20 protein-coding genes are annotated in these 25,196 nt (G+C 72.9%); 10 read left to right on the plus strand and 10 right to left on the minus strand.

The window, feature by feature from the left end:
- Positions 1-38 precede the first annotated feature (38 nt).
- The 4 genes from eda to IF61_RS0102580 all read left to right on the plus strand — a co-directional run bounded on the left by eda (position 39) and on the right by IF61_RS0102580 (position 5,080).
- Entirely contained in the window at positions 39-674 is a 636-nt protein-coding gene (gene eda / locus IF61_RS0102565; RefSeq protein WP_030364527.1) for a bifunctional 4-hydroxy-2-oxoglutarate aldolase/2-dehydro-3-deoxy-phosphogluconate aldolase, read from the plus strand.
- Between the two features lie 83 nt (positions 675-757).
- On the plus strand, positions 758-2,236 hold the full coding sequence (locus tag IF61_RS0102570; protein WP_043187588.1) for an alkaline phosphatase D family protein: 1,479 nt from the start codon (positions 758-760) through the stop codon (positions 2,234-2,236).
- 119 nt (positions 2,237-2,355) lie between these two features.
- Positions 2,356-3,648 (plus strand): multidrug effflux MFS transporter, encoded by a 1,293-nt coding sequence (locus IF61_RS0102575; protein WP_107042960.1) that lies wholly within the window; start codon positions 2,356-2,358, stop codon positions 3,646-3,648.
- Positions 3,649-4,051: 403 nt separating this feature from the next.
- The gene (locus IF61_RS0102580) at positions 4,052-5,080 is read left to right on the plus strand and encodes a small ribosomal subunit Rsm22 family protein (RefSeq protein ID WP_030364530.1); all 1,029 of its coding nucleotides are present in this window, start codon (positions 4,052-4,054) and stop codon (positions 5,078-5,080) included.
- Between the two features lie 156 nt (positions 5,081-5,236).
- On the opposite strand, the gene ddaH is transcribed toward IF61_RS0102580, so the two are convergent.
- Positions 5,237-6,067, minus strand: coding sequence for a dimethylargininase (gene ddaH / locus IF61_RS0102585; protein WP_342667957.1), 831 nt, complete (start codon positions 6,065-6,067; stop codon positions 5,237-5,239).
- A 115-nt stretch (positions 6,068-6,182) separates the two neighbouring features.
- The gene (locus tag IF61_RS31995; RefSeq protein ID WP_043187591.1) at positions 6,183-6,365 is read right to left on the minus strand and encodes a DUF6243 family protein; all 183 of its coding nucleotides are present in this window, start codon (positions 6,363-6,365) and stop codon (positions 6,183-6,185) included.
- A 117-nt stretch (positions 6,366-6,482) separates the two neighbouring features.
- On the opposite strand from IF61_RS31995, the gene IF61_RS0102595 reads away from it, so the two are divergent.
- Positions 6,483-7,100: a TetR/AcrR family transcriptional regulator gene (locus IF61_RS0102595; RefSeq protein ID WP_030364532.1), complete on the plus strand. Its 618-nt coding sequence runs from the start codon at positions 6,483-6,485 to the stop codon at positions 7,098-7,100.
- Between the two features lie 172 nt (positions 7,101-7,272).
- Positions 7,273-7,995 carry a bifunctional DNA primase/polymerase gene (locus tag IF61_RS0102600; RefSeq protein WP_030364533.1) on the plus strand — a complete coding sequence of 241 codons (723 nt, stop codon included), beginning with the start codon at positions 7,273-7,275 and terminating at the stop codon, positions 7,993-7,995.
- A gap of 165 nt (positions 7,996-8,160) precedes the next feature.
- Here IF61_RS0102600 and IF61_RS0102605 read toward each other — a convergent pair whose 3' ends face one another.
- From IF61_RS0102605 to IF61_RS0102635, 7 genes are all read right to left on the minus strand, one after another.
- A complete protein-coding gene (locus IF61_RS0102605; RefSeq protein WP_483855227.1) occupies positions 8,161-9,111 on the minus strand; it encodes an SCO2278 family lipoprotein in 951 nt (316 codons plus the stop codon).
- Positions 9,023-9,991 carry an iron uptake transporter permease EfeU gene (gene efeU, locus IF61_RS0102610; protein WP_030364535.1) on the minus strand — a complete coding sequence of 323 codons (969 nt, stop codon included), beginning with the start codon at positions 9,989-9,991 and terminating at the stop codon, positions 9,023-9,025. The genes IF61_RS0102605 and efeU overlap by 89 nt, the downstream gene beginning before the upstream one ends.
- Before the next feature lie 31 nt (positions 9,992-10,022).
- On the minus strand, positions 10,023-11,360 hold the full coding sequence (efeB, locus tag IF61_RS0102615; RefSeq protein ID WP_030364536.1) for an iron uptake transporter deferrochelatase/peroxidase subunit: 1,338 nt from the start codon (positions 11,358-11,360) through the stop codon (positions 10,023-10,025).
- Between the two features lie 14 nt (positions 11,361-11,374).
- A complete protein-coding gene (efeO, locus tag IF61_RS0102620) occupies positions 11,375-12,508 on the minus strand; it encodes an iron uptake system protein EfeO (protein WP_030364537.1) in 1,134 nt (377 codons plus the stop codon).
- A 144-nt stretch (positions 12,509-12,652) separates the two neighbouring features.
- Positions 12,653-13,507 (minus strand): heme ABC transporter ATP-binding protein, encoded by an 855-nt coding sequence (locus tag IF61_RS0102625; protein ID WP_030364538.1) that lies wholly within the window; start codon positions 13,505-13,507, stop codon positions 12,653-12,655.
- Positions 13,508-13,850: 343 nt separating this feature from the next.
- Positions 13,851-14,948, minus strand: a complete 1,098-nt coding sequence (locus tag IF61_RS0102630) for a FecCD family ABC transporter permease (RefSeq protein WP_078659946.1) — start codon at positions 14,946-14,948, stop codon at positions 13,851-13,853.
- A 10-nt stretch (positions 14,949-14,958) separates the two neighbouring features.
- The gene (locus IF61_RS0102635) at positions 14,959-16,014 is read right to left on the minus strand and encodes an ABC transporter substrate-binding protein (RefSeq protein WP_043187594.1); all 1,056 of its coding nucleotides are present in this window, start codon (positions 16,012-16,014) and stop codon (positions 14,959-14,961) included.
- A 120-nt stretch (positions 16,015-16,134) separates the two neighbouring features.
- Between IF61_RS0102635 and IF61_RS0102640 the strand changes: the two genes are divergently transcribed.
- From IF61_RS0102640 to IF61_RS0102655, 4 genes are all read left to right on the plus strand, one after another.
- Positions 16,135-17,556, plus strand: coding sequence for an HtaA domain-containing protein (locus tag IF61_RS0102640; protein ID WP_030364541.1), 1,422 nt, complete (start codon positions 16,135-16,137; stop codon positions 17,554-17,556).
- Between the two features lie 71 nt (positions 17,557-17,627).
- Complete coding sequence (locus IF61_RS0102645; RefSeq protein ID WP_030364542.1) at positions 17,628-19,292, plus strand: HtaA domain-containing protein; 1,665 nt, start codon at positions 17,628-17,630, stop codon at positions 19,290-19,292.
- Positions 19,293-19,461: 169 nt separating this feature from the next.
- Positions 19,462-19,860 carry an effector-associated constant component EACC1 gene (locus tag IF61_RS36180; protein WP_052392347.1) on the plus strand — a complete coding sequence of 133 codons (399 nt, stop codon included), beginning with the start codon at positions 19,462-19,464 and terminating at the stop codon, positions 19,858-19,860.
- A gap of 5 nt (positions 19,861-19,865) precedes the next feature.
- Positions 19,866-24,374 (plus strand): caspase, EACC1-associated type, encoded by a 4,509-nt coding sequence (locus IF61_RS0102655; protein ID WP_030364543.1) that lies wholly within the window; start codon positions 19,866-19,868, stop codon positions 24,372-24,374.
- Between the two features lie 18 nt (positions 24,375-24,392).
- On the opposite strand, the gene IF61_RS0102660 is transcribed toward IF61_RS0102655, so the two are convergent.
- A complete protein-coding gene (locus IF61_RS0102660) occupies positions 24,393-25,067 on the minus strand; it encodes a biliverdin-producing heme oxygenase (protein ID WP_030364544.1) in 675 nt (224 codons plus the stop codon).
- Positions 25,068-25,196: the final 129 nt, after the last annotated feature.

The raw sequence follows: 25,196 nt of genomic DNA on the forward strand, positions 1-25,196 counted from the left end.
CGTTGCGCCAGCCGTAACGGGGGGAACAGGATGGCGGCGTGACAGCCTCTGTCCTCGGCCTCGCCCCCGTCCTCCCCGTCGCCGTCCTCTCCGACGCGGCCGACGCCGTGCCCCTCGCCCGCGCGCTCGTCGCGGGCGGGCTCCCGGCGATCGAGGTGACGCTGCGGACGGACGCGGCCCTGGACGCGATACGGGCCGTCGCCGCGGAGGTGCCGGAGGCGACCGTGGGCGCGGGCACGGTCCTCTCCCCGGCCCGGGCCGCCGCGGCCGTACGGGCCGGGGCCCGCTTCCTGGTGAGCCCCGGCTGGACGGACCCGCTGCTCGCGGCGCTGCGGGAGGCGGGGGTGCCGTTCCTGCCCGGCGTCTCGACGGTGTCGGAGGTCATGGCCCTGCTGGAGCGCGGGGTGCGCGAGATGAAGTTCTTCCCCGCGCAGGCGGCGGGCGGCGCCCCGTACCTCGCCTCCCTGGCTTCGCCGCTGCCCGAGGCCCGCTTCTGCCCCACGGGCGGCATCGGTCCGGCCACGGCCCCCGCGTACCTCTCCCTGCCGAACGTCGGCTGCGTGGGCGGCTCGTGGATGCTCCCCGGGGACGTCCTCGCGCGCCGCGACTGGGGGCGGGTGGCGGAACTGGCCCGGGAGGCCGCGGGGTTGCGGCACGGCACGGCCCCGGCCTGACGGGGATCACTCCTGGCGCACCGCCAACTCCCGCCCGTGCGGCACCCCTTCACAGTCACGCCACCCGCGCGCAGTCTGAACGCATGACCCCCCTCTCCGGAAATCCGTTCACCCTCGGAGTGGCCTCCGGCGATCCCCTGCCGGACTCCGTGGTGCTGTGGACCCGGCTCGCCCCCGCGCCCCACGAGCCGGGCAACGGGCTGCCCGCCGACGGCAGCATCGCCGTCCAGTGGGAGCTCTCCGAGGACGACACCTTCCGCCGCGTCGTGCAGAGCGGCACCGCCGCCGCGCCCGCCGCCGACAGCCACACCGTCCACGTGGACCTGCGCGGCCTCGGACCCGACCGCGTGTACTGGTACCGCTTCCGCGCCGACCGCTGGATCAGCCCCGTGGGCCGCACCCGCACCGCGCCCCGGCCCGACGCGGCCGTCGCCACGGCCCGCTTCGGCCTGCTCTCCTGCCAGCAGTTCGACGAGGGCTACTACACGGCCCTCGGCCACCTCGCCCGCGAGGACCTCGACGCGGTGTTCTTCGTCGGCGACTACATCTACGAGAACGCCATCAACGCCCAGGGCGGCGCCCGCCGCCTGGCGGACCCGCTCCCGTCCTTCTACGACCACTGGACGCTCACCCTGGAGGACTACCGGCAGCGCTACGCCCTCTACAAGTCCGACCCCGAGCTCCAGGCCGCGCACGCCGCCCACCCCTGGTACGTCACCTGGGACGACCACGAGGTCGCGAACAACTACGCGGGCGACATCTCGCAGGACAACGACCCCGTCGACCAGTTCCGCGCCCGCCGCGCCGCCGCCTACCGCGCCTACTGGGAGAACATGCCGCTGCGAAGACCGCAGCGCCCCGACGGGCCGGACATGAACCTGTACCGCCGCTTCTCCTACGGGCGGCTCGCCCAGTTCGACATCCTCGACACCCGCCAGTACCGCTCCGACCAGGCCTACGGGGACGGCTGGCACGCCCCCGGGCCCGAGACGCGGGACCCCGCCCGCACGATCACCGGCGACGCGCAGGAGCGCTGGCTCCTCGACGGCTTCCGCGCCTCCACCGCCACCTGGAACGTCGTCGCCCAGCAGGTGGCCTTCTCCCAGCACAAGGAGACGCCGGACGACGACGCCCGGGTCAGCATGGACACCTGGGACGGCTACTCCGCCTCCCGCGGCCGCGTCCTGGCCGGCGTCGGACAGGCCGGCATCCAGAACCTGGTGGTCCTCACCGGCGACGACCACGTCCACTTCGCGTACGACGTGAAGAAGGACTTCGACGACCCGGACTCGGCGACGCTCGGCGTGGAGCTCCTCGGCACCTCCGTCTCCAGCGGCTTCGACGGCGACGAGCGGCTCCCGGACTGGGAGACGACGCTCGCCGCCAACCCGCACCTGAAGTACTACGACGGACGGCGCGGGTACGTGGTGGTGACGCTCGACCCGCAGCGGGTGCGGGGCGACTTCCGTACGATCGCGAAGGTCACGACGCCGGGCGCGCCCATCGCGACCGCCGCGTCGTTCGTCTCGGAAGTGGGCGCGCCGGGGCTCCACCGGGCGTGATGCGCCCCGGAACCAGTGCATCCCGTCACACCAGCCCCCTGAATAACATGTAAGCCCCAAGTATTGGCCGCGGTCATGACACCATGGTTGAACGGACGACAACCCATGGAGCGCGACGCATGACGGATCCCGGCCAGGACACGGCCGAGCAGCAGCAGCAGCAGCCCGCCCGGCCCGCCGAACGGGACCCCGCGGGCCCCGGCATATCCGGGGCCCGCGCCACGAGCCTGATCGTCACCCTCGTCCTCGGCGGCCTGACCGCGCTGCCACCGCTCTCCATGGACATGTACCTCCCGGCCCTCCCGGAGGTCACCGGCGCGCTCCACAGCCCCGCCGCCACCGTCCAGCTCACCCTCACCGCCTGCCTCATGGGCATGGCGCTCGGCCAGCTCGTCGTCGGCCCCATGAGCGACAAGTGGGGGCGCCGCCGCCCCCTCCTCGCCGGCATGGTCGTCTACGTCCTGGCCACCGCCGCGTGCGCCCTCGCCCCCACCGCCGGGCTGCTGATCGGCTGCCGCCTCGTCCAGGGCCTCGCCGGCGCCGCCGGCATCGTCATCGCCCGGGCCGTCGTGCGCGACCTCTACGACGGCGTCGCCATGGCCCGCTTCTTCTCCACCCTCATGCTGATCTCCGGCGTGGCCCCCGTAGTCGCACCCCTCATCGGCGGCCAGATCCTGCGCCTGACCGACTGGCGCGGCGTCTTCGTCGTCCTCACTGCCGTCGGCGTGCTGCTCACCCTCGCCGTGTGGCGCTTCCTCCACGAGACCCTCCCGCCCGAGAAGCGCCAGACCGGCGGCCTCGGCGCCGCCCTGCGCGCCATGGGTGCCCTCCTCGCGGACCGCGTCTTCACCGGCTACATGCTCGCGGGCGGCTTCGCCTTCGCCGCGCTCTTCGCCTACATCTCGGCGTCGCCGTTCGTCGTCCAGGACATCTACGGGGCCTCCCCGCAGACCTTCAGCCTCCTCTTCGGCCTCAACTCCATCGGCCTCGTGCTGGTCGGCCAGATCAACGGCAAGCTGCTCGTCGGCCGGGTGAGCCTCGACAAGGCCCTCACCGTGGGCCTTGTCGTGATCGCCCTGGCCGCCACGGCCCTGTTGCTGATGGCCTCCGGCGTCTTCGGCAAGGCGGGCCTCGCGCCGATCGCGGGCGGGCTGTTCGTCCTGATGTCCGCGATGGGCCTCGCCATGCCCAACACCAACGCCCAGGCCCTGATGCGCTCCCGCGACGCCGCGGGCTCCGCCTCCGCGCTGCTCGGCACGTCCACGTTCCTGCTGGGCGCGCTGGTCTCCCCGCTCGTGGGCATCGCGGGGGAGGGCACGGCGGTGCCGATGGCGACGGTGCAGCTGGTGTGCGCGCTCGCGGCCATTGCCTGCTTCGCGGGGCTGTGCCGCCCCTGGCAGCGGACCGGCTGAGCCGCTCCGGCGGCGCCCACCGTCCCCCGGTCCGGCACCGCCGGTCACGTACGTGGTGGTTTTCCGCCGCTGCGGCGGAGGAATCTTCCGAGGCGGCAGCCTCAACGATCCGCCACGACGTCGCGGCCTGGCCCTGCCCGGGCGGGCGGCCGATGCGCTGAGGCCGCGGCCGTCACATTCTTCCGCCGCCGCGGCGAGTCACCGCGACGGCGGAGTCCGGCGGTGCCGGCCAAGCGGTCTGCCGTGGGTCTTCGCCGTGCGGCCGATACGCAGAGGCTGCCGCCCCGGCAGTTTCCTCCGCCGCGACGGCGAGCCGCCACGACGTCGCGGCCCGGCGGTGCCGGGCCTGTCGTTCGCCGTGGCCTCGGCGGAGCCGCCCCCGGGCCCGCATAGACTCCATCAAATGCACGCCCCCCATTTCCCCCGGTCCGGCGAGGAACTGCGCTCCGCGCTCGCCGGTCTCCTCGACGGTCTGCCGCCCCGCCAGGCCGCACAGGCCGTCGAGCGGCTGATCGCCAGCTACCGGGGGCTGACCCCCACCGACGCCCCCGTGCTGCGCGACCGCTCCGACGTGGCCGCGTACGCCGCCTACCGCATGCCGGCGACGTTCGAGGCCGTCCGCTCCGCGCTGGAGGCCTTCCGCGACCGGCTGCCGGCCTTCGTCCCCGCCTCGCACGTCGACGTGGGCGGCGGCACGGGTGCGGCGACGTGGGCCGTGGCGTCCGCCTGGGAGGGCGAGAGCCGGGAGACGACCGTCCTGGACTGGGCCGCCCCCGCCCTCGCCCTCGGCTCCGAACTCGCCGGGACGGCCTCCGACCCGGCCCTGCGCGCGGCCCGCTGGGAGCGGGGGATCATCGGCGACGGCCTGCGGGTGCTGGACGGCACGGACCTCGTCACCGTCTCGTACGTCCTGAAGGAGCTGACCGACGCCGGCCGGGCCGCGGTCGTCGCCGAGGCCGCCCGCGCCGCGCAGGCAGTCGTGATCGTCGAGCCGGGCACGCCGGACGGCTACCTGCGGATCATCGAGGCGCGCGACCGGCTGATCGCCGCCGGCCTCCGCGTCGTCGCGCCCTGCCCGCACAGCGGGGCGTGCCCCATAGAGCCGGGCAAGGACTGGTGCCACTTCTCGGCCCGGGTGAGCCGCTCCTCGCTGCACCGGCAGGTCAAGGGCGGCTCGCTGGCGTACGAGGACGAGAAGTTCGCGTACGTGGCGGCCGTGCGGGGTGACCTGCCGTCGGCTTCCGCGTCCGTGCCCGCGCGTATCGTCCGTAAGCCGCAGATCCGCAAGGGCCAGGTCCTCCTCGAACTGTGCACGGCCGAGGACGGCCTGACCCGTGAGACGGTGACGAAGCGGCATGGCGACGCGTACAAGGTGGCGCGCGACGCGGACTGGGGTGACGAGTGGTCCGCCCCCGACCGGGGTGTGAGCTGAGCGCTCTGCCGGCTGCGGGCCGTGCGCGGCTGATCGCGCCCATGGCCTCCGTTGCGGCGGGCAGTCTTCTTCCGCCGCAACGGCGTTGAACCACGACGCCGGAGTCCGGCGGTGCCGAACCCGCCGCAACCTCGGCGAAGTTCCGCAGGCCGGGCGCTAGCCGCGTAGCTCCTGCGTGCAGCACTTCACGCTGCCGCCGCCCTTGAGGAGTTCGCCGAGGTCCATGCCGATCGGCTCGTAGCCCCGGGCCCGCAGCGGGTCGAAGAGGCCGACCGCCGCCTGCGGCAGCAGCACGTGGCGGCCGTCGGAGACGGCGTTGAGGCCCAGCGCCGCCGCGTCCTCCTCGCTCGCGACGAGGGCGTCGGGGAAGAGCCGTCTCAGCACTTCCCGGCTGCCCGCGGAGAACGCGCCGGGGTAGTACATGATCTCGTCGTCGGTGGAGTCGTCGAGGACGCACAGCGCGGTGTCGAGGTGGTAGTAGCGGGGGTCGACGAGGTCGAGGCCGATCACCGGCCGGCCGAAGAACTCCTGGGCCTCGGGGTGGGAGAGCGGGCTGCTGCGGAAGCCGCGCCCGGCGAGCAGCCAGGAGGCGGTGACGGCGAAGTCGCCCTCGCCCTCGTTGATGTGCTCGGGTTCGAGCACGTCGGCGTAGCCCTGCGCGCGGAACCAGGCCGCGTGGAGCGCGGCTTCCTCGGCCCGCTCGGGGTGGGCGAAGCGCGCGCCGAGCACCCGGCCGTCCACGACGGTCGCGCCGTTGGCGGCGTAGACCATGTCGGGCAGCTCGCGCCGGGGTTCGAGCTCCTCGACGGTGTGCCCGAGGGCCAGGTAGCGGTCCCTGAGGTCCTCCCACTGCGCGAGGGCGAGGGGGATATCGACCGGCTTGCCCGGATCCATCCAGGGGTTGATGGAGTAGGTGACCCTGAAGTGGGCCGGGGGGCACATCAGATAGCGCCGCGGAGTGGCTGCGCGTGGAGCTGTACTACGCAAGGAGTGCTCCTCACGGTGGTGTCGGGCACGCACGGGATCGTCGTGCGTGCCCAAATAGTCCACGCTGCAAGGGCTTTGGCGCATGAACCGTACGGGTGGTTTACCGCTGGCTCACTCACGCGCCGGAAGTTCCGCTTCGCCCTTCCCGCAACTTCCGCAGCAGTTCCCGCTTCTGGGCCGCCGCGTCGACGCCGCCGCCCGCGCGCCCGCCCCGGCCGCCGCCGCGCAGGGCGCTGCGGGAGAGGTTGCTGCGGGTGCCGCCGACTCCGAGCATGCTGCCCGCACCGCTTCGGCTCATGGGGTTCTCCCTTCATCGGGCGAGACGTTCCGTCTCGCGTTGAGGTGCCAGCATTCAACGAGACGTTGCGTCTTGTCAAGACGATACGTCTCGCTTCAGCGTCGCTAGGATGCCGCCATGACCGACGTCCCCACCCCGACGCCCAAGGCCCCCGACGCCTCCCGCCGCAGCGAGCGCTCCCGCCGTGCGATCCTCGACGCCGCCCTGGAGCTCGTCGGCGAGTCCGGCTTCGCGAAGCTCACCATCGAGGCCATCGCCGCCCGCGCCGGCGTCGGCAAGCAGACCATCTACCGCTGGTGGCCCTCCAAGGCCGCGGTCCTCTTCGAGGCCTGCGTCCCCGAGGGCATCGACCCCGCCTCCATCGAGCTCCCCGACACCGGCGACATCGCCGCCGACCTGAAGACCGTGCTGCGCGCCACCGTCGACGATCTCAACGACGCGCGCCTCGACGCCCCCACCCGCGCCCTGACCGCCGAGACCGCCAACGACCCCGAGCTCGGCCGCGCCCTCACCGAGAAGGTCCTCGAACCCCAGCTCCAGGCCTACGTCCGGCGGCTGCGCGCCGCCCAGGAAGCGGGCCAGGTCGACCCGGACACCGACGTCCGCATCGCCCTGGAACTGCTGGTCGGCCCGCTCTTCCACCGCTGGCAGACCCGCACCCTGCCGCTCACCCACGCCTACGCCGACACCGTCGTCGACCTGGCCCTGCGCGGCATGGCCCCGCGGCTCCCCTAGCCCCTGCCCGGTCCGTCACTCGTCCGGAGGAGCCGCCCGGGGCGGCGGGGAGAAGGGCGGCCCCGCCCGCGCGAGCGGCCGGTCTCACACCCCCTGGATACGTCCGACGGTCACACCAGGCGCAGGATGGTGGCAGCATTGACCGGAGACCGCGGTCGAAGTGAGGGGATAGATGGAACGCAAGAGCAGGTTCTCCCAGTGGCTGCGCCGCCCCAGGAGCGGAGCGGGCGGCGGTACGGGTACCGGTGCGGCGGACAGCGCCGCCCGCGAGGAACTGCTCCTGGCCGCGGCGGCCGCAGGCTTCCCGCTGGCCCCGGCCGCCTACCCGTCCGGGTACGGCTGTTCCTGCGAGCGCATCGGCTGTCCCACCCCGGGCCGCCACCCGGTCTCCTTCGCCTGGCAGACGCTGGCCACCACCGACGCCGAGAAGGTCACGGCATGGCTGCGCGGCCAGCCCGAGGCCAACTTCGTCACCGCCACCGGCATCGCCCACGACGTCCTCGACGTGCCCGTGGATGCCGGCCGGCAGGCCCTGGAGCGGCTGCAGAAAGCCGGCGTCGAGACGGGCCCCGTGGCCACCGTCGCCCCCGACCGCATGCTCTTCTTCACCGCCACCCGCGGCACCCCGGACGACGAGGACGAGTGGTGGCCCTGCGAGCTCGACTGCCATCCCGAGACGATGGACGAACATCCCGGCCTGCGCTGGCACTGCCGCGGGAGCTATGTACTGCTGCCCCCCTCGCGCCTGCCGGAGGACGCCGGAGTCGCCTGGCTGCAGGGCCCCGAGCGGCCCCTGCCGGATCCGCTGACGCTCCTGGAGACCCTCACGGACGCCTGCGCCCAGTACGCGGGGGACCGCCCCGACCACGAGGCGGCCTGGCCCATCGGCCGCTGAGCCGCCGGGACCGCCTGCCCGGCGCTGCGAAGGACCGCTTCTGCCCGGCGCTGCGAAGGACCCGCTTCCGCCCGGCCGCTTCTGGCCGGACTGCTTCCTTCCGGATACTGCCCGGCCGCTTCGGCTCCGCCCGGCCGCTTCCGCCTCTATGCGCCGGCCGCGAGGCTACTCGCCCTGCGCCGCCGTCATCGTGTCGATCCGGTTGAGGAAGTTGATCATCCCGCCGTCCGCGTCCCGCGGAGGCACCTCGACCGCCGCCTCCGAGACCCGCGTGTACGTCACCGAGCGCTTGAGGTCGCCCTTCAGCAGCGCCTTCGTCCGCGGGTCGGTGACCGCGGGCCGCAGCCCCTCGGCCATCGTCCGCTTCTCCCGGTGGTGCGCGGTGAAGAACACCAGCGCGCCGCCGCCCTTGACCCGCAGCGCCGGGGCGGGGAAGGCGGGGGCCTGCTCCGGGGTGTCGATGAACTCCGTCCAGAACGTGGTCGTACGGCGCACCTTGTCGCGCTCTTCCCGCAGCCCCGTCGTGCGCGGCCCCGGCACGAAGTCCCTGCCCCGGCCGGTGCGGAGGAAGTCGGTGTAGGCGGCGCTCACCTTGCCGGGGTCGGCCGTCAGGCCGTGGTCCTTGCCCTTGGCCGCGGGGACGGCCTCCGCGTAACCGTCCTTGTCCGTCACGAACTCCGGGACCTTGCCCGGGTTCACGATCGACAGGTAGGCGGCCTTCCACGGCTCCTTCACCCCGTACCGCGTGAAGACCACGAGCCAGCGGTTGCCGTCGCGGTTGCTGCGCGTGTCGGCGAGGAAGAACTTCGGCCAGCCGGCCTGCTTCGGGACGGTGAACCGGGCGTCGTCCAGGACCAGGGCGGGGTAATCGGGATTGCCGCCGGGCGTCTGCGCGCTCTGCGCCGCCAGGTCGGACCTGCCTATCTCGGCCAGGGCACCGGTCTCGACCCGGGCGATGACGCCCGGGTCGAGCTTGCGGTAACCCTCGTTGTAGCCGCCGGTGAAGGCCTTGAGGGCCTTGGCGGCCTCAGCCTTGTCCACCGACGGGACGATCTCCCGTTCGCCGTGCACCGTCATGCACCCGGTCGCCGTCAGCAGCAGCGCCGCCGCCGTCACGGCCGTTCGCGTCGTGCGCGGTCTGCCGGCCCGCCGTCGTCTCATCGGGCTTCGACTCCTTGGTGGCTGCTCGGTTCGGCGCCACCCTACCCGGGGCGAAGAACACCAGGAGGGTGGGGACCAGATACAGCGCCCACACCGCCACCTGCAGCCAGGTCGGGTCCGGCTGGAAGTTGAACACGCCCTTGAGCAGGGTGCCGTACCAGCTGTCGACCGGGATCTGCTCGCTGATGTCGAAGGCCTTGTCGCCCAGGCCCGGCAGGACGTCGGCCTCCTGCAGGTCGTGGAAGCCGTAGGCGAGCACGCCCGCCGCGACCACGATCAGCATGGCGCCGGTCCACGTGAAGAACTTCGCCAGGTTGATCTTGAGCGCGCCGCGGTAGAACAGCCAGCCCAGCACCACGGCGGTCAGCAGCCCGAGCAGCGCGCCGACCAGCGGCCGGACGCCGTCGTCGGTGGCCTGCACAGCCGTCCAGATGAACAGCGCGGTCTCCAGGCCCTCCCGGCCCACGGCCAGGAAGGCGGTGACGACGAGCGCGGTCGTGCCCATCGCGAGCGCGGCGTCCAGCTTGCCGTGCAGCTCCTTCTTCAGGTGCCGCGCGGTGCGCCGCATCCAGAAGACCATCCACGTCACCAGGCCGACGGCGATGACCGACAGAGAGCCGCCGAGCATCTCCTGGGCCTCGAAGGTCATCGTCTGCGAGCCGTACTGGAGCAGTGCGCCGAAGCCCATGCTGAGCAGCACGGCCACGGCGATGCCGGCCCACACCGGGCGCAGGGCGTCCCGGCGCTTGGTCTTGACCAGGTAGGCGACGAGGATGCACACGACCAGGCTGGCCTCCAGGCCCTCGCGCAGGCCGATCAGGTAGTTGCCGAACATGCGGCACCTCCGTTCAGGAAGGACAGTCGGGTCACGCGAACAGGGCCTTGGCCCACCAGTCGCCCTTGTCGCGGACGCCCGGCGGCACGGCGAAGACCGCCGAACCCACGTGCTGGATGTACTCGTTGAGGGCGTCGTTGCGCGCCAGGTTCGTCTGCAGCGGCACGAAGCCGTCGCGGACGTCCTTCTGGTAGGCGATGAAGAACAGCCCGGCGTCCAGCCGGCCCAGTCCGTCGGTGCCGTCCGTGAAGGAGTAGCCGCGGCGCAGGATCGTCACCCCGTTGTTGCTGTCCGGGTGGGCGAGGCGCACGTGCGCGTCGGGCTTCATGGCCTTCAGCAGCGGCTCGTCGTGCTCGCGCTGCTTGCCGACGGGCGCGCCCTCGGCCTTGTCGCGGCCGAAGACGTCCTCCTGCTCGGCGAGCGAGGTGCGGTCCCAGGTCTCGATGTGCATCCGGATGCGGCGCGCGACCAGGTAGGAGCCGCCGACCATCCAGTCCGGGCCCTCCTTCCCGCCGACCCACACGTGCTTGCCGAGGCGGTCGGTCTCGGTGCCCGCGATGTTCCGGGTGCCGTCCTTGAAGCCCATCATGTTGCGCGGTGTCTGGGCGTCCGGCGTCGTCGAGGACGTCTTGCCGAAGCCGAGCTGCGACCAGCGGATCGCGACCTTGCCCATGCCGATGCGGGCCAGGTTGCGGATCGCGTGCACCGCGACCTGCGGGTCGTCGGCGCAGGCCTGGACGCACAGGTCGCCGCCGCTGCGGGCCGCGTCGAGGTTGTCGCCGGGGAAGGCCGGCAGGTCGATCAGGGCCTTGGGGCGGCGGTCCCTGATGCCGAAGCGGTCCTTGCCGTCCTTCTCGAACAGGCCGGGGCCGACGCCGAAGGTGAGGGTCAGCCGGGACGGCTTGAGGCCGAGGGCCTCGCCGGTGTCGTCCGGCGGCAGCTCGTCGTTGTCCTGGACGGCGCCCTCGCCCACCTCGTGGCCCGCGGTCATCCGCGCGGCGGCGGCCGTCCACTCCTGCAGCATCTTCACCAGGGCGGCGCGGTCGGTCGTCGTCACGTCGAAGGCGGCGAAGTGCAGCCGGTCCTGGACCGGGGTGGCGATGCCGGCCTGGTGCTCGCCGAGGAAGGGCACCGCGTCGCCGGCCGAGGCGGCCGGGGCGGCGTCCTCGCCGAGGCGCAGCGCGGTGGCGGTGCCGCCCGCGACCGCGGCGCCGAGCGCGAGGCCGGCACCGCCCCAGCCGAGGACGGAGCGGCGGGAGGGCTTGGCGGCTGCGGGCGCGCTCTCCGGGGAGTCCGCGGCGGTGGTGCCGGTGCTGCCGGTCGGGTCCGTCGGGTCCGTCGTGTTCGTCTTGCTCGTCTTGTCCGTCATCGGAAGTTCCCCCGTTACTTCGCGACGGCGCCGGCGAGCTTGGACAGGGGCTCCGCGAGGGCGTTCACGGCGTCGGACAGCTTCTTGCGGTCGTCCTTGCCGACGCTGTCGTACGCCTTGAAGGAGTCGCCGTCGCGGTACTCGCCGAGCAGCGTCTTCAGGGCGGCGAACTGCTTGTCGAGCTCCGTGACGAGCGCGGCGTCGCTCTTGGCGGCGACGGGCTTCAGCAGCTCGTAGGACTTCTCGGCGCCCTCGACGTTGGCCTGGAAGTCGACGAGGTCGGTGTGGCTGTAGCGCTCCTCCTCACCGGTGACCTTGCCGGTCGCCACCTCGTCGAGCAGCTCCTTGGCGCCGTTGGCCATGCTGGTCGGGGTGATCTCGGCGGTGCCGACGCGCTTCTGCCAGTCCTTGAGGTCCGTCATCAGCTGGTCGGCCAGCTTCTTGTCGTCCTCGTCGATCTTCTTCTCGTCCCAGAGCGACTTCTCCAGCTTGTGCCAGCCGGTCCACTTCTGGTCCTTCTCCAGGCCGTCCTCGCGGACGTCGACCTTCGGGTCGATGTCACCGAAGGACTCCGCGACCGGCTCGGTGCGCTCCCAGCCGATGCGGGAGACCGCGTAGAGCTTCTTCGCCTCGTCGACGTCGCCGCTCTTGACCGCGTCGGCGAACTTCTGCGCCGCCGGGATCGTCTCGTCGGCCTGCGCCTGGGCGTACTTGCGGTACTCGGCGACCGCCTTGTCCAGCTCCGGGTTCGCCTTCTCCGCCTTGCCGCCGCCGGTCACCGTGATCTTCTGGCGGATGCCGTCGCCCTTCATACCGGGCTTGCAGGCGATTTCGTAGTCGCCCGACTTCTTGATCGTCGCGGTGATCTCGGCCTTGGTCTTCGGGCCTATGTTCTCCCGCTCCGTCACGATCCGGTCGCCCGCGGCGTACACGTAGACCTCGGTGACCTTCGAGCCGGCGTTCTCGATGTTGATCTTTATATGCCCGGCGGGGAACGAGGTCTTCGAGACCTCGCACTTGTCGTCGGAGGCGGTGACCTTGATCGCGTCCGAGTCCTTGCTGTCCGACTTCTCGGCGCAGCCGGACACGGCGGTCAGGGCCGCGGCCGCGGCGACGGCGGCTATGGCGGAGGAGCGGAAGGCGCGCATAGGGGCTCCAGGCGTGCTCGGAGAGGACGGAAAGGACGTACACGCCATAAACGGCATGGCTGAAATGCAGCTGGCCGAATAAGGCCGCCCTAACTTATCTGAGGCTTGCCTACCCTGTTCCCGGAACGGTGCGTGATTCTGCTCTCACGAGGCAAAATCTCGTCCCGCGCGCCACGGGATCACCAATGGTTCACCGGTACGCGGATGATCAATTACCTCCACCGGCTGCAAATAGACACGAGTGAGCAACTCCGCTTCGAGTACGCGGGCCGGCGGGCCCTCCGCCGCGACCTGCCCCCCGTGCAGCACCGCCACCCGGTCCGCGTAGGCGCCCGCGAGCCCGAGATCGTGCAGCACGACCACGACGGCCGCTCCGGCTGCCGCCCGCTCGCGGCAGATCCGCAGCACCAGCTCCTGGTGCCGCAGGTCCAGCGCGGCGGTCGGCTCGTCCAGCAACAGGAGCGGGGTGCGCTGCGCGAGGACGCGCGCCAGCGCGACCCTCGCCCGTTCGCCGCCCGAGAGCGCGGCGAACGGGCGGGAGGCGAATCCGGTCACCTCCGCGGCGGCCATCGCCTCCCCCACGGCCGCGTCGTCCTCGCCCTCGGCGGGCGTCCCGGCCCAGGGCGCGCGGCCCATCCGCACGACCTCCTCCACCGGGAACGGGAACGACAGCTCGGCCGACTGCGGCAGGACGGCCCGGCGCAGGGCGAGTTCGGCGGCCGACCAGGCGGCGGCCGGCTCGCCGTCGATCCGCACCTCGCCGGCCGCGGCGGGCAGGTCGTGCGCGAGCGCGGCCAGGAGCGTGGACTTGCCGGCGCCGTTGGGGCCGACGAGGGCGAGCACCTCGCCCGCGGCGACGCCCAGATCGACGCCGTCGAGGACGGCACGCCCGCCGAGCCGCACGCAGAGCGAACGGGCTTCGGCGAGCACGGTGCCGAGGGGGACGGGGGCGGGAAGCCGCCGCCTCCGGGCTCGCCCGCCGAACAGCGCGAGGGTCATGCGCGGTCTCCTTGCCTGTGCCGGGCGCGCTTGAGCGGCGAGCCGTGCTCTTCCGAGGGCCCTGCGGCCGGTTGCGACTCCTTCGCGAACCGGGCCTCCGGCCCGACGCCCGCCGGCGCCGGACGCCGGTCCCGAGTGCGTGCGCTCACGCCCATCCCCCCTGCTTCCGCCGGGTCCTGCGCAGCAGCCAGCTGTGTCTTCCCGGGGGGGGCAACCCCCGGACCCCCGGCCGAAGCCCGTGCGGCTCACGCCCATCCCCCCTGCTTCCGCCGCGTCCTCCGCAGCAGCCAGCTGTGTCTTCCCGGGGGGCAACCCCCGGACCCCCGGCCGGAACCCGTGCGGCTCACGCCCATCCCCCCTGCTTCCGCCGCGTCCGCCGCAGCAGCCAGAAGAAGAACGGGCTCCCGAAGAGGGCCGTCAGGACGCCCAGCGGCAGTTCCGCCGGCTGGGCGGCCGTGCGGGCCGCGAGGTCCGCCGCGACGAGGACCAGCGCCCCGCCCAGCGCACTGCCCGGCACCAGGAACCGGTGCCCGGGGCCCGCGGCCATCCGCAGCAGGTGCGGCACCAGCAGCCCCACGAACGTGATGACCCCCGCCACGGCCACCGCCGCCGCCGTCAGCAGCGCCACCACCAGGACCATCACCAGCCGCAACCGCTCCACGTCCACGCCCAGGTGGCGCGCGGGCCGCTCGCCGAGCGCGAGGAGGTCCAGCTTCCGCCCGTACAGCGGCGCGACGGCCAGCCCCACGAGGGCGCACGGCAGGACGGCGAGCACCTTCGGCCAGGTCGCCTGCGCGAGCGAACCGAGCTGCCAGAACGTGATCTGGGTGACCTGGGCGTTGTCGGCGAGGAAGACGCCGAGGCCGACGAGCGCGCCGCCGAACGCGTTCACCGCGATGCCGGTGAGGATGAGCGTGATCACTTCCGTACGGCCGCCCGAGCGCGAGAGCGTGTAGACGAGCAGGACGGTCACGAGCCCGGCGGCGAACGCGCAGGCGGTGACGGTCCAGTTGCCGAGGAAGGTGAGCCCCAGGGAGATCGCGGCGACCGCCCCGACCGCCGAGCCCATCGAGATGCCGATGACGCCGGGTTCGGCGAGCGGATTGCCGAACACGCCCTGCATCAGCGCGCCCGCGCAGCCGAGCGACGCCCCCACGAGCAGGGCCAGGGCGACGCGCGGCAGCCGTACGTTCCACAGCACGCTCTCGGGAACCCGGTCCAGCTCGGCCCCGCCGAGCCCCGCCCGGTGCAGCAGCGAGCCCAGGACGTCGCCGAGCGGGATCTCGTACGCGCCGAGCCCGGCGGAGAGCAGGCACGCCAGCAGCAGGGCCGCGGCCAGGCCGGCGGTGAGGAGGGCGGTGGTGCGGCGGCGCGGGCCGGGCGGCGGCTCGTCGCCGGGCCCGGCGGGGGCGGACACGGGGGAGGAGCCCGTGGTCTTCAGGAGGCTCACGTCACTTCCCGCCGTGGATCTGCTCGACGAGGGAGGCGAGGACGGTGTCCGTGCGCGGGCCGAAGTTCAGCAGGATGCCGTCGTCCACGGAGGCGACGCGGCGGTCCAGGCCGGCCGGCGTCTGCCCGACGCCGGGGATCTTCACCAGGCCGTCCACGCCGCCGACGGAGGCGAGGCCCTTGCTCATGACGAGGATGACGTCGGGCGCGGCCTTGGCGAGGGCCTCGCTCGTGAGGGGCGTGAAGTCCTTCTTCAGCCCGGACTCCTTGCCCGCGTCCACCCCGCCCGCGGCCTCGATGAGCGAGTCCGCGCCGGACCCGGCCCCGCCGAGGAGGTAGACGGAGGCCGTGCCGCGCAGGTAGAGGAAGGCGACGCGGGGCTTCTTGCCGCCGTCGTGCGGGACGGCCTGCGCGGCCTTCTCCAGCCGCTGCCGCGTACGGCGGTCGAGCGCGTCGCCGGCTGCGGGGACGCCGAGGGCGGCGGCGACCTTGCCGATACGGGGCCCGACGTCGGCGAGCTTGCGGGCCGGGTCGAGGACGACGAGGGGGACCCCGGCGGCGCGGATCTGCTCGACGGCCTCCGCGGGCCCGGTCGTGGTCTCGGCCAGCACGAGCGTGGGCTTGAGCGAGAGCACGCTCTCGGCCGAGACGTCGTGGGCGCGGGTCACCACGGGCAGCTTCGCCGCCTGCTCGAAGGTGGCGGTGATGTCACGGGCGACGACCCGGTCGCCGAGGCCGAGGCTGAAGACGATCTCGGACAGCGCACCAGTGAGCGGAACGATCCGGTCCGTGCTGCTGACGGTGACGTCGTGGCCGTCCGCGGACCGTACGGTCGCGGGCAGTTGAGCCCTGGGGGTGCCACCTGCGAGTGGCTCGATACGGTCGGCCGCCGGAGCCTTGGCCGCTGCCGCGGACGCTCCTGAGCTGCTCGAACTCCCCGAGGAGCCGCAGCCGGTGAGGGTCAGGGTGAGCAAAGTGAGCCAAGTGAGCAGTGCGGCGAGTAGGCCGGTGTGGCGCGGGGAACGTATCGGAGGGCCCGCCGACTGCCGTTGAAGCACGGTTCTGTCTGCCTTTCGCTCCGGCCGGGGGTTTCCGACCTGATGGGACGTAGCTTAGGTTAGCCTTACCTAAGTCGCCATAGCGCGACGCCTGCTGTCCCGCCCGGAAGGGGCCTCTCGATGCTGCCGCCGCCCAGACCTGCCCGCGCCTCTGTCGTCGCCCTGCTGGCGGCGGTGCTGGCGGGGTTGGCGCCGGGGGCGGTCGCCCGTGCCGACGGGGACTCCGGCCCGGCGAGGACGGTCTCCGGCGGCCGCCTGGACTGGGGCGTGAAGTCCTCCTTCCAGAGCTACGTCACCGGCCCCGTCGCCCAGGGACGCTGGGACCTGCAGGGCGGCGCCGCCACCATCGGCGGCAGCCGCTTCCGCTTCCACTCCGCCAAGGGCAGCTACGACGCGGGCAGCGGAGCCTTCGAGGCCGGCTTCTCGGGCGGCGTGCACTTCACGGGCCACAAGAAGCCCGACGGCTCGTACGAACTCGACCTCACCCTCAGCCGCCCCACCGTCCGCATCGCGGGCGCGAGCGGCACGCTCTACGCCGACATGGTCAGCAAGGCCAAGGGCACGGGCGAGGTCACCCGCGCCTCGCAAGTGCCGCTGGCCGCACTCGATCTGAAGGGCGTGAACATGCGCGGCGCGGGGGCGGCTGTGACGTTGGCCAATGTCCCCGCGACGCTCACGTCCGACGGCGCGAAGGCCTTCGCCGGCTACTACACGGCCGGCACGGCACTGGACCCGGTCGCGCTGTCGGCGGACGTCCTGGCCGGGGCGGGGCCGTCGCCCGGCCCGAGCACTCCCGAACAGCCTGAGAAAAAGGACGCCCCCAAGGGCGAGTTCACCGGCGCCGCCGTCGACTGGGGCGTGCGCCGCACCTTCCGCGAATACGTCACCGGCTCCATCGCCCAGGGCTCCTGGAAGCTGACCGACGGCGCCCAGGACGGCGGCGCGCTCTTCCGCTTCCCGGCAGGCAAGGGCACCTACGACGAGGCCGCGCGCACCCTCGACGCCGCGTTCACCGGCACGGTCCGCTTCACCGGCAACCACCTCGACCTGGCCTTGAGCGCGGTCAAGGTGACGGCCAAGGACGGCAAGGGAACGCTGGCGGCGGACGTCGCGAGCGGCGGCGGCGAGCCGCGTAAGGCCGTTCCGCTCGTCACCTTCGACGCGTCCGGCCTGAAGGAGAAGGACGGCCTCGCCGCCGTCACCGAAGCCCCGGCCGAGCTCACGGCGGAAGGAGCGGAGGCGTTCGCCGGCATGTACCGCAAGGGAGAGGCCATGGACCCCGTCTCCCTCGCCGTTCCTCTGGACGCGAAGGCCGAGCTGCCGCCGCTGCCGGACCTCGGCAAGGCTTCGGCGCCTGCCGAGGATGATCCGACGGCAGGTCAAAAAGCGGATTCCGGCCGTAAAGTGGCCACAAAAAGTGCAACCGACACCTCATCCTCCTCGTCCTTCCCGGTGCTTCCGGTAGTCGCGGGTGCCGTGGGCGTCGTCGTGGTGGCCGCGGCCGCCCTCGTCGTCCTACGCCGCCGCCGGTCCGCCGGCTGAGGCCGTTCACGGCCCCGCGCCGACTGCGGCGCGCTCTTTCTTCTCTTGCTCTAGCTAAGGAGACACCGACGATGACCGTCACCTCCCGCCGGGCGCTTGCCGCGCTCGCCACGGCGACCGTGCTGGGCGCTACGGCGCTGACCGTGCCCGCGTTTGCGGCGGATGCGCCCGGGAAGGCCGGCGAGGCGCCGAAGACGGTGCTCAAGGAGGGCACGCTGGAGTGGGGTGTGAAGGAATCCTTCCGGAAGTACCTCACGTTGCCGTTCGTCCACGGCGAGACCAAGGTTGCCGACGGCGCCAAGCAGGCGGAGAAGAACGGCGTATTCACCTTCACCGGAGGTGAGGGCAAGCAGGATTCCGCCTCGCAGTCGATATCCGCCGCCTTCAAGGGCAGTGTCCACTTCCTCGGCCACCCCAAGCGGGGCAGCGCGGGCTTCGACCTCGACATCACGCTCGCCGACGTGCACGTCACCGCCGACGCGAAGAGCGGCGGCAAGAAGGGCAGCATCACCGCGGACGTCACGACGGGCGACGGCAAGAAGCAGGACGACGTGCGGATCGCCGCGCTCGACCTGTCGGGCGTCAAGCCCGTTGATGGCGCGGACGGCGTGAAGACCTACGCGAAGATACCGGTGAAGCTCACGGCGGAGGGCTCGAAGGTCTTCACCTACGAGGGAAACCCGTTCTACAAGGAGGGTGAGGATCTCGACCCGGCCACGCTCTCGGTGAAGGAGTCCGCCGAAGAACCCTCGAAGAAGGACGAGGGAACGCAGACGGACGACGGCTCGGCCTCGGACAAGGGCACGCAGACCGACGGGGGCACGCAGACTTCCGGGGGCTCGCAGACGGACGGGGGGAAGCAGACTTCCGGGGGTTCGACGGCGGACAAGGGTTCCAAGGCGGACGAGGGGTCGAAGGCGGAGAACGCGGCCGGCACGGACATCGCCGACGGCAACCTCGACTGGGGCGTGAAGAAGTCCTTCCTGGAGTACCTCGCGAAGCCGATGGCCGGCGGCAAGGCGGAGGCAGGGGACGGCGCCCGGAAGTCGGGCAACAACTTCCGCTTCGTCAAGGGCCAGGGCAAGTACGACGCCGCGGCGGGCACGCTCACTGCGGCCTTCACCGGTTCGGTGCACTTCACCGCTCACAAAGGCGAGCTGGACCTGAAGTTCAGCGGCCTCAAGGTCGAAGCGTCGTCCAAGGGCGGCACCCTCAGCGCGGACGTGACGTCCAAGGACTTGGCGGGCAAGACGAGCTCCAGCCGCATCGACCTCGCGAAGCTGCAGCTCACGGCGGACGCCCTCAAGGCCAAGGGCGGCGTCGTGCTGCTGTCCAAGGTCCCGGCGTCGCTGACCGATGAGGGCGCCAAGGCCTTTTCGTACAAGGACAAGCAGGGCAATTCGACGACGTACTACACGCCGGGCACCGCCCTCGACCCCGTGACGGTCGCGGTCGCATTCGACAAGGACGCCAAGCTGCCGGACGACACGTCCGGAACCGGAACCGGCGGCACCGGCACCACTGGTAGCACCGGCACCGGCACCGGCGGTACCGCCACAACCACCGGCACCGCCAACACCACCGGCGCCACCACCGGTGACACCACCTCCCTCGCCAGCACCGGCGCCAGCACCCCCACCGCCCCCCTCCTCGGCGCCGCCGGCGCCCTCGTGCTCGCCGGCAGCGGTGCCGTCTTCGCCACGCGCCGCCGCGGCCGCGGCGGCGCGCAGGGCTGACGCCCCGCGCCCCACAGACCGGCGTCCCCTGCCTCCACTGGCCCCGGCAGGGGGCGCCGTCGTCCGCGGCGGCAACCGGGGCCGAACTGCCGTTCATTCGCGCCCCGTTGGGGTGTAGCCTCGTGGTCCCGCACGTCACGTGAGGCGCGAGAGGGGCAGTGAGGGCGCAGTGAAGGCAACGCTGACGGTCACCAGCCCGGGCACCGGCCCCGGCGGCGGCGCCGTGAACGATCTCCGCCGGTGGCTGCAACGCCATCCGGAGCTGCGGGCGCACATCAGGCAGGAGCCCGCCCCCGAGCCCGCGCCCGGCACCATGGGCGCGGCGTCGGAGCTCCTCACTCTCGTGCTCGCGCCCGGCGGGCTGACGGTCGCCCTGTCGGCCGCGGTCGTCGCCTGGCTGCAGAACCGCCGCGGCAACCAGACGGTCACCATCACCCTGCCCGACGGCGCGCAGGTCACCGTCACCACGGAGAACGTGCGCGATCTGAACGCCCGGGACAGCGGCGAGTTGGCCCAGCGCGTGGCCGAGGCCCTCCATCAGGGCCGGCCCCCGGCAGACGGGGCCTGACCTCCGTGGACGAGGGGCGCGGAAGGGGCCTGACCGGCCCCGACTGCCACGCCCTCGTGGTGGGTACGGGCCGGCACCCCGACGGCGCAGGGCTCGCCGGCCTGCCGAGCGCCACCCGCTCCGCCACGGCCCTCGCCGAGGCTCTCCGCACGGTCGGCGGCATGGCGGACGACCGCGGCGACCGCGTCACCCTGATCACCGACCCGCCCGCGCCGTCGGCCGTCCTGGCCGCCATGAGGGCCGTCACCGACCGGGCGGAGGGCGGCGTCGTCCTCTTCTGCTTCGTCGGCCACGGCCTCCTCGGCCCGGCCGAGCAGCTCTACCTCGCCACCGCGGCCACCGACTCCGCGCAGGACACCGCCGACGCCGTCCCGTACGCCGAGATCAGGAACCTGCTCGGCGAGTCCTCCGCCCGCCCCGTGGTGATCCTGGACTGCTGCTTCTCCGGGCTCGCGGAGGCCGTCCAGCAGGGGCCGCGCCGCGACCCGTACGTCTCGGCCCGCCCCCGCGGCAGCTTCCTCCTCGCCTCGGCGACGCACTACGCCGCGGCCTTCGCCCCGGAGGGCGAGGAGCACACGCTGTTCAGCGGCGAACTCCTGCGCCTGCTGCGCGAGGGCGACGCGGGCGGCCCGAAGTGGTTCACGCTCGCCGGCCTCTACCGCCACCTCGACCGCCGCCTCCAGGGCGCGCCCGCCCGGCCCCACTCCGGCAGCGAGGGCCGGGTCGGCGACCTGGTCGTCGCCCCCAACTCCCGCTACGCGCCCGCGGCCCCGCCCGGTGCGGAGCCGCCGTCCGAGGGCGAGTGCCCGTACCCCGGCATGCGCCCCTTCCTGCCCGAGCAGCACGGCGTCTTCTTCGGCCGCGAGAAGCTCACCAAGGCCCTGGTGGACCGGGTGACAGCTGCCGGACCCTGCGGCCCCGTCGTCCTCGTGGGCCCCTCCGGCGTCGGCAAGTCCTCGCTCCTGCGGGCGGGGCTCGGCGCCGCCCTGGACGGTGGGGGACACGGCTCCGTGCTGCTCGTGCCCGCGCCCGGCGCCCGGCCCTTCCGTACGCTCACGGCGGCCTGGGCGGACGCCACGGGCCGGCCCTTCGGCGACGTCGAACGGGACCTGGGCGCGGGGCGCTTCGGCGGGCCCGCGGACGGCAGGAGGCAGCCCGGCGTCCTGATCGTCGACCAGCTCGAAGAGATCTTCACGCACTGCGAGGACGCCGAGGAGCGCGAGCTGTTCGTCCGCGCCCTCACCGGCGCGGAACCGGCCCCCGGCCCCCGCGTCGTCCTCGGCCTGCGCGCCGACTACTTCGGCCACTGCCTGCGCGACCCCAGACTCGCCCGCCTCGTACGGAACGGCCAGTTCACCGTGCCCCCGATGGCAGGCGGCGAACTGCGCGCGGCCATCGAGAAGCCGGCTGTGCTCGCCGGACTGAGCCTGGAGGACGGTCTGGCCGAGCACCTGCTGCGCGAGCTGGAGGACGAGGACGCCGGTGCGCGCGGAGCCATCGCCCTGCCCTTCCTCGCCCACGCGCTGCAGGAGACCTGGGCCCGCCGCGACGGCAACCGGCTGACCTTCGCCGGCTACCAGGCCACCGGCGGCATCCGCACCTCCGTCGGCACCGCCGCCGAGCGCATCCACGACTCCCTCGACGCCGACGGCCGCCGCGCCCTGCGGGACGTGCTGCTGCGCATGGTCCGGCTGGTGGACGGCGACGGCAGGGCCGTACGGCGCCGCGTCCGCACAGACGAACTCGGCGACCACGCGGCGCTGCTGAAACGCCTCACCGACGCCCGCCTGGTCGTCATCGACGATGACGGCCAAGCCCAGCTGTGCCACGACTCGCTGCTCCACGCATGGCCCCGGCTCCGCGCCTGGATCAACGAAGACCTCGACGGGCTGCTGGTGCGCCGCAGGCTGGGCGACGCCGCCGACGCCTGGGCAGAGGCCGGGCGCCCGCCCAGCGGCCTGTACGCGGGCAAGCACCTGGCGGCGGCCCGTTCCCTGACGGCCGGCGGAGGGCGCGAGCACCTGCCGATGCGCCCGGTGGAACAGGACTTCCTGGCGGCGAGCGGGCGCGCCGAGCGGCGCCGGAAGCGCTTCCTGCGGGCGGGGCTCGCGATCGTCGTCGTCCTCGCGGTCCTCGCGTCCACGCTCGCCGTCCTGGCACGGGGCGCGCAGCACCGGGCGGAGGACCGCGAGTCGGTGCTGCTCTCCAAGCAACTGGCGGCCAAGGCCGGCGCCTTGCGCGACCGCGACCCCCTGGCGGCCCGCAGGCTGAGCCTCGCGGCCTACCGCCTGGCGAGCACCCCGGAGAGCCGGTCCAGCCTGTTCGCCGCGCAGATGTCCCGGGTGCCCGTGGACCTCAAGGGGACGGGCGAGCCCGTGCTTCACGTGGCGTACAGCGGGGACGGCAAGGTGCTGGCGGCGAGCCACCGCGGCGGCAGCGTGCAACTGTGGGACGTGAGCCGCCCGACCGCCCCGCGGAAGGGCGCCGCCCTGGACCTCGGCTCCGCGGCGGTCGTCGCGTTCCACCCCCGTACGCGCTTGCTGGCCGCCCAGACGGCGGGCGGGTTTGCTGTGTGGGACACCGCCGACCCGGCTCGTCCGCGACGCCTATCCGCACGCGGAGCACCCGGCGGGACGGCATCCTCGCTCGTCTTCAGCCCCGACGGCAGGACGCTGGCCGCGGGCCTGGAGAAGGGCCGGCTCCTGCTCTGGGACCTCGCCGACCCCGCCCGGCCGGAGCTGCGCACCGACCGTACGGTCGCCGGACAGGACGTGGTGTCCGTCGCGTTCCACCTTGACGGCCGTCTGCTGGCCGTGAGCAGTGGCACGCTGGGCGCGGAGGACGGGTCCGGCGGGACGGGCGCGATCGGCCTGTGGGACGTACGGGATTCAGCCCGGCCCGCCCTGAAGGACACGGTGACGACCGGCACGGCGACGGTCATCGCCTTCCATCCCCGGCGCGACCTGCTGGCCGGTGCGAGCCGGAAGAGCGAGCTGGCCGGGTGGAGGGTCGAGGGAGGCGAGCGGCTGAAGTTCCTCGCTCCGGACAAGTCCTACGCGTACTGGAAGTTCGACGACCTGCCCGCGCTCGGCTTCAGCAGGGACGGCGTGACCATGGCGTGGGCAGGCAGGCGGGCTGCCGACACGGAGCCGAGCAGCTTGCTCCTGCGGCGCGTCGAGGACAAGGACTCCGCACTGTCCGACACCCTCACGGAGGACGACAAGCTGCCCGTGACCGCGCCCACCCAGGCCGTCGCCTGGGATCCCGGAGGGGCGTACCTCGCGGCGGGAGGGGAGGACGGCACGGTACGGCTGTGGCCGTTGCGGCCGCCCGCCCCGGCGGCGGTCGGTGAGCTGCCCCGCACCGACTTCGGGACCAAGCCCATCAGCCACGACGGCGCCCTCATGATCACGACCGAGCGGAGGAAGGGTTCGCCGGAGGAGACGCAGAGGGTGTGGGACGTCAGCCGGTGGGAGACGCCGCGGCTGAAGTTCACCGTCCCCCGGCCCTGGGAGATCCGTAACTTCCTGCCCGGTACGTCCGTCGTCCTGGCCCACAAGTGGACGCAGAGCACCAAGGAACACGTCTTCCGCCTGTGGGACATGGGCGGGCCCGGCGCCCCGGCCCGGGGCGGCGACATCACCTTCACCGCTCCGGACATCAACCTCGGCTTCAGCCCGGACGGACGGCTGCTGGCCCTTGGGCGGACATTCGACCACCGCATCGAGCTGTGGGATGTGAGCAGGCCGCGTACGCCGGTGCGGCGGTCGGTGTTCGAGGGCAGCACGAGGGACTTCACGGCGAGCATCCTTTTCCTGACGTCCCGGACCGTAGCGGCCTGGGAGGGGAAGGAGAACCTGCGGCTCTGGGATGTTTCCGACCCTGCCCGCCCGCGCCGGGCAGGGGTCGTCACGGGCCTCAAGCCCGACGGGCGCATCGGCTTCTCCAGCTCCAGGAATCTGCTGATGGCGGAGGAGCCCGGCCGGAAGTGGGCGCTGTGGGACCTCTCCGACCCCGGCCGGCCGCGGCACGGCGGTCAGCTGCCGCTCGGTTGGAGCGCCTATCAGGAGATCGGCGGTGACGTGCTGGCAGGCGTCGACCGGAACAACGCCCTTCAGTTCTGGGACGTGAAGGACTTCCGGCACCCGCGGAAGATCCGCACCATGCCCCTGGAGCCGGGCCAGAACCACACGGAGATCTACCGGGGCCCGGACCGCAGCCGGGTCCTGACGGGTAACGATCCGTACCAGATCTGGGAGATCGGGCCCGGCGGGGACTGGCGCACGCCCCACTTCGCCACGCTGGCGCAGGCGAACGAAGTCGTTCTCTTCCCGGACCGGCTGCCCCTCATCGCGGTCTCGTCCGCGAGGGCGGGCCTCGGCGTGCTGACCTTCCTTCTCCACCCCGACACCGACCGGCTCTACGCGGAGATGTGCCGGTCCTCCCCGTCGAGCGTCCCCGAGGAGGACTGGAAGAACCTCTTCTCGGACCTCGCCTACCAGAAGTCCTGCTAGCCGCTCAGGCGCTCACACTCACGCGCTCAGCGGGAACTCCCGCCCCAGATCATGGAACACCGCCGTGTTCAGCGCGAAAGCCCGCTTGCACTCGTCGATGACGCGCTGCTTCTCAAGGTCGTCCACCGGCAGGGCGTCCAGCAGCTCGCGGTACTCGCGCTTGAAGGCGGCCGGGTTGCCTATGGCCTCGAAGACGTAGAAGCGGACGCCGTCGCCCTTGCGGGCGAAGCCCCACGTCTTCTCGGCCGTGCCGCGGATGATCTGGCCGCCGGAGAGGTCGCCGAGATAGCGCGTGTAGTGGTGGGCGACGTAGCCCGCGGGCCACTCGCGGGCGCACTCCTCGACGCGGGCCGCGTACCGCGCCGTCGCGGGCAGGGGCGTGAGGCCGCTGCGCCAGTCCGGGCCGCCCAGGTGGGCCAGGTCGCGCTCCAGCTCCGGCGTGCGGGTCAGCTCGGGGCGGAGGAAGGGCCCGGCCACGGGGTCGTCCGCGAGGGCCTCGGCGGCGGACTCCAGGGCCTGGTAGACGAACCAGAGCTGCTCGGTGTAGCGGCGGTACGCGTCGACGCCGAGGCGGCCACCGAGCATGTCGCTCATGAACGTGGAGTTCTCCGCCTCCGTGTGCTGCTCGTGCGAGGCGGTGCGGATGAGCGTGGAGAACGGCGTGCTGGGGGCGGTGCTGGCGGGCGCGTCCAAGGCGGACCTCCGGGTGACCGAGGGGACGGGCGTGGCGTCGGGAAGCCATCCTGCTACTTAGGCTTACCTAAGTCAATGAGTTCCCGACGTCCCGTCGGTAAAAACGTTAGCGCCCGGACGGCCGCCCCG

Source organism: Streptomyces roseoverticillatus (assembly GCF_000719265.1).
Lineage (GTDB): Bacteria > Actinomycetota > Actinomycetes > Streptomycetales > Streptomycetaceae > Streptomyces > Streptomyces roseoverticillatus.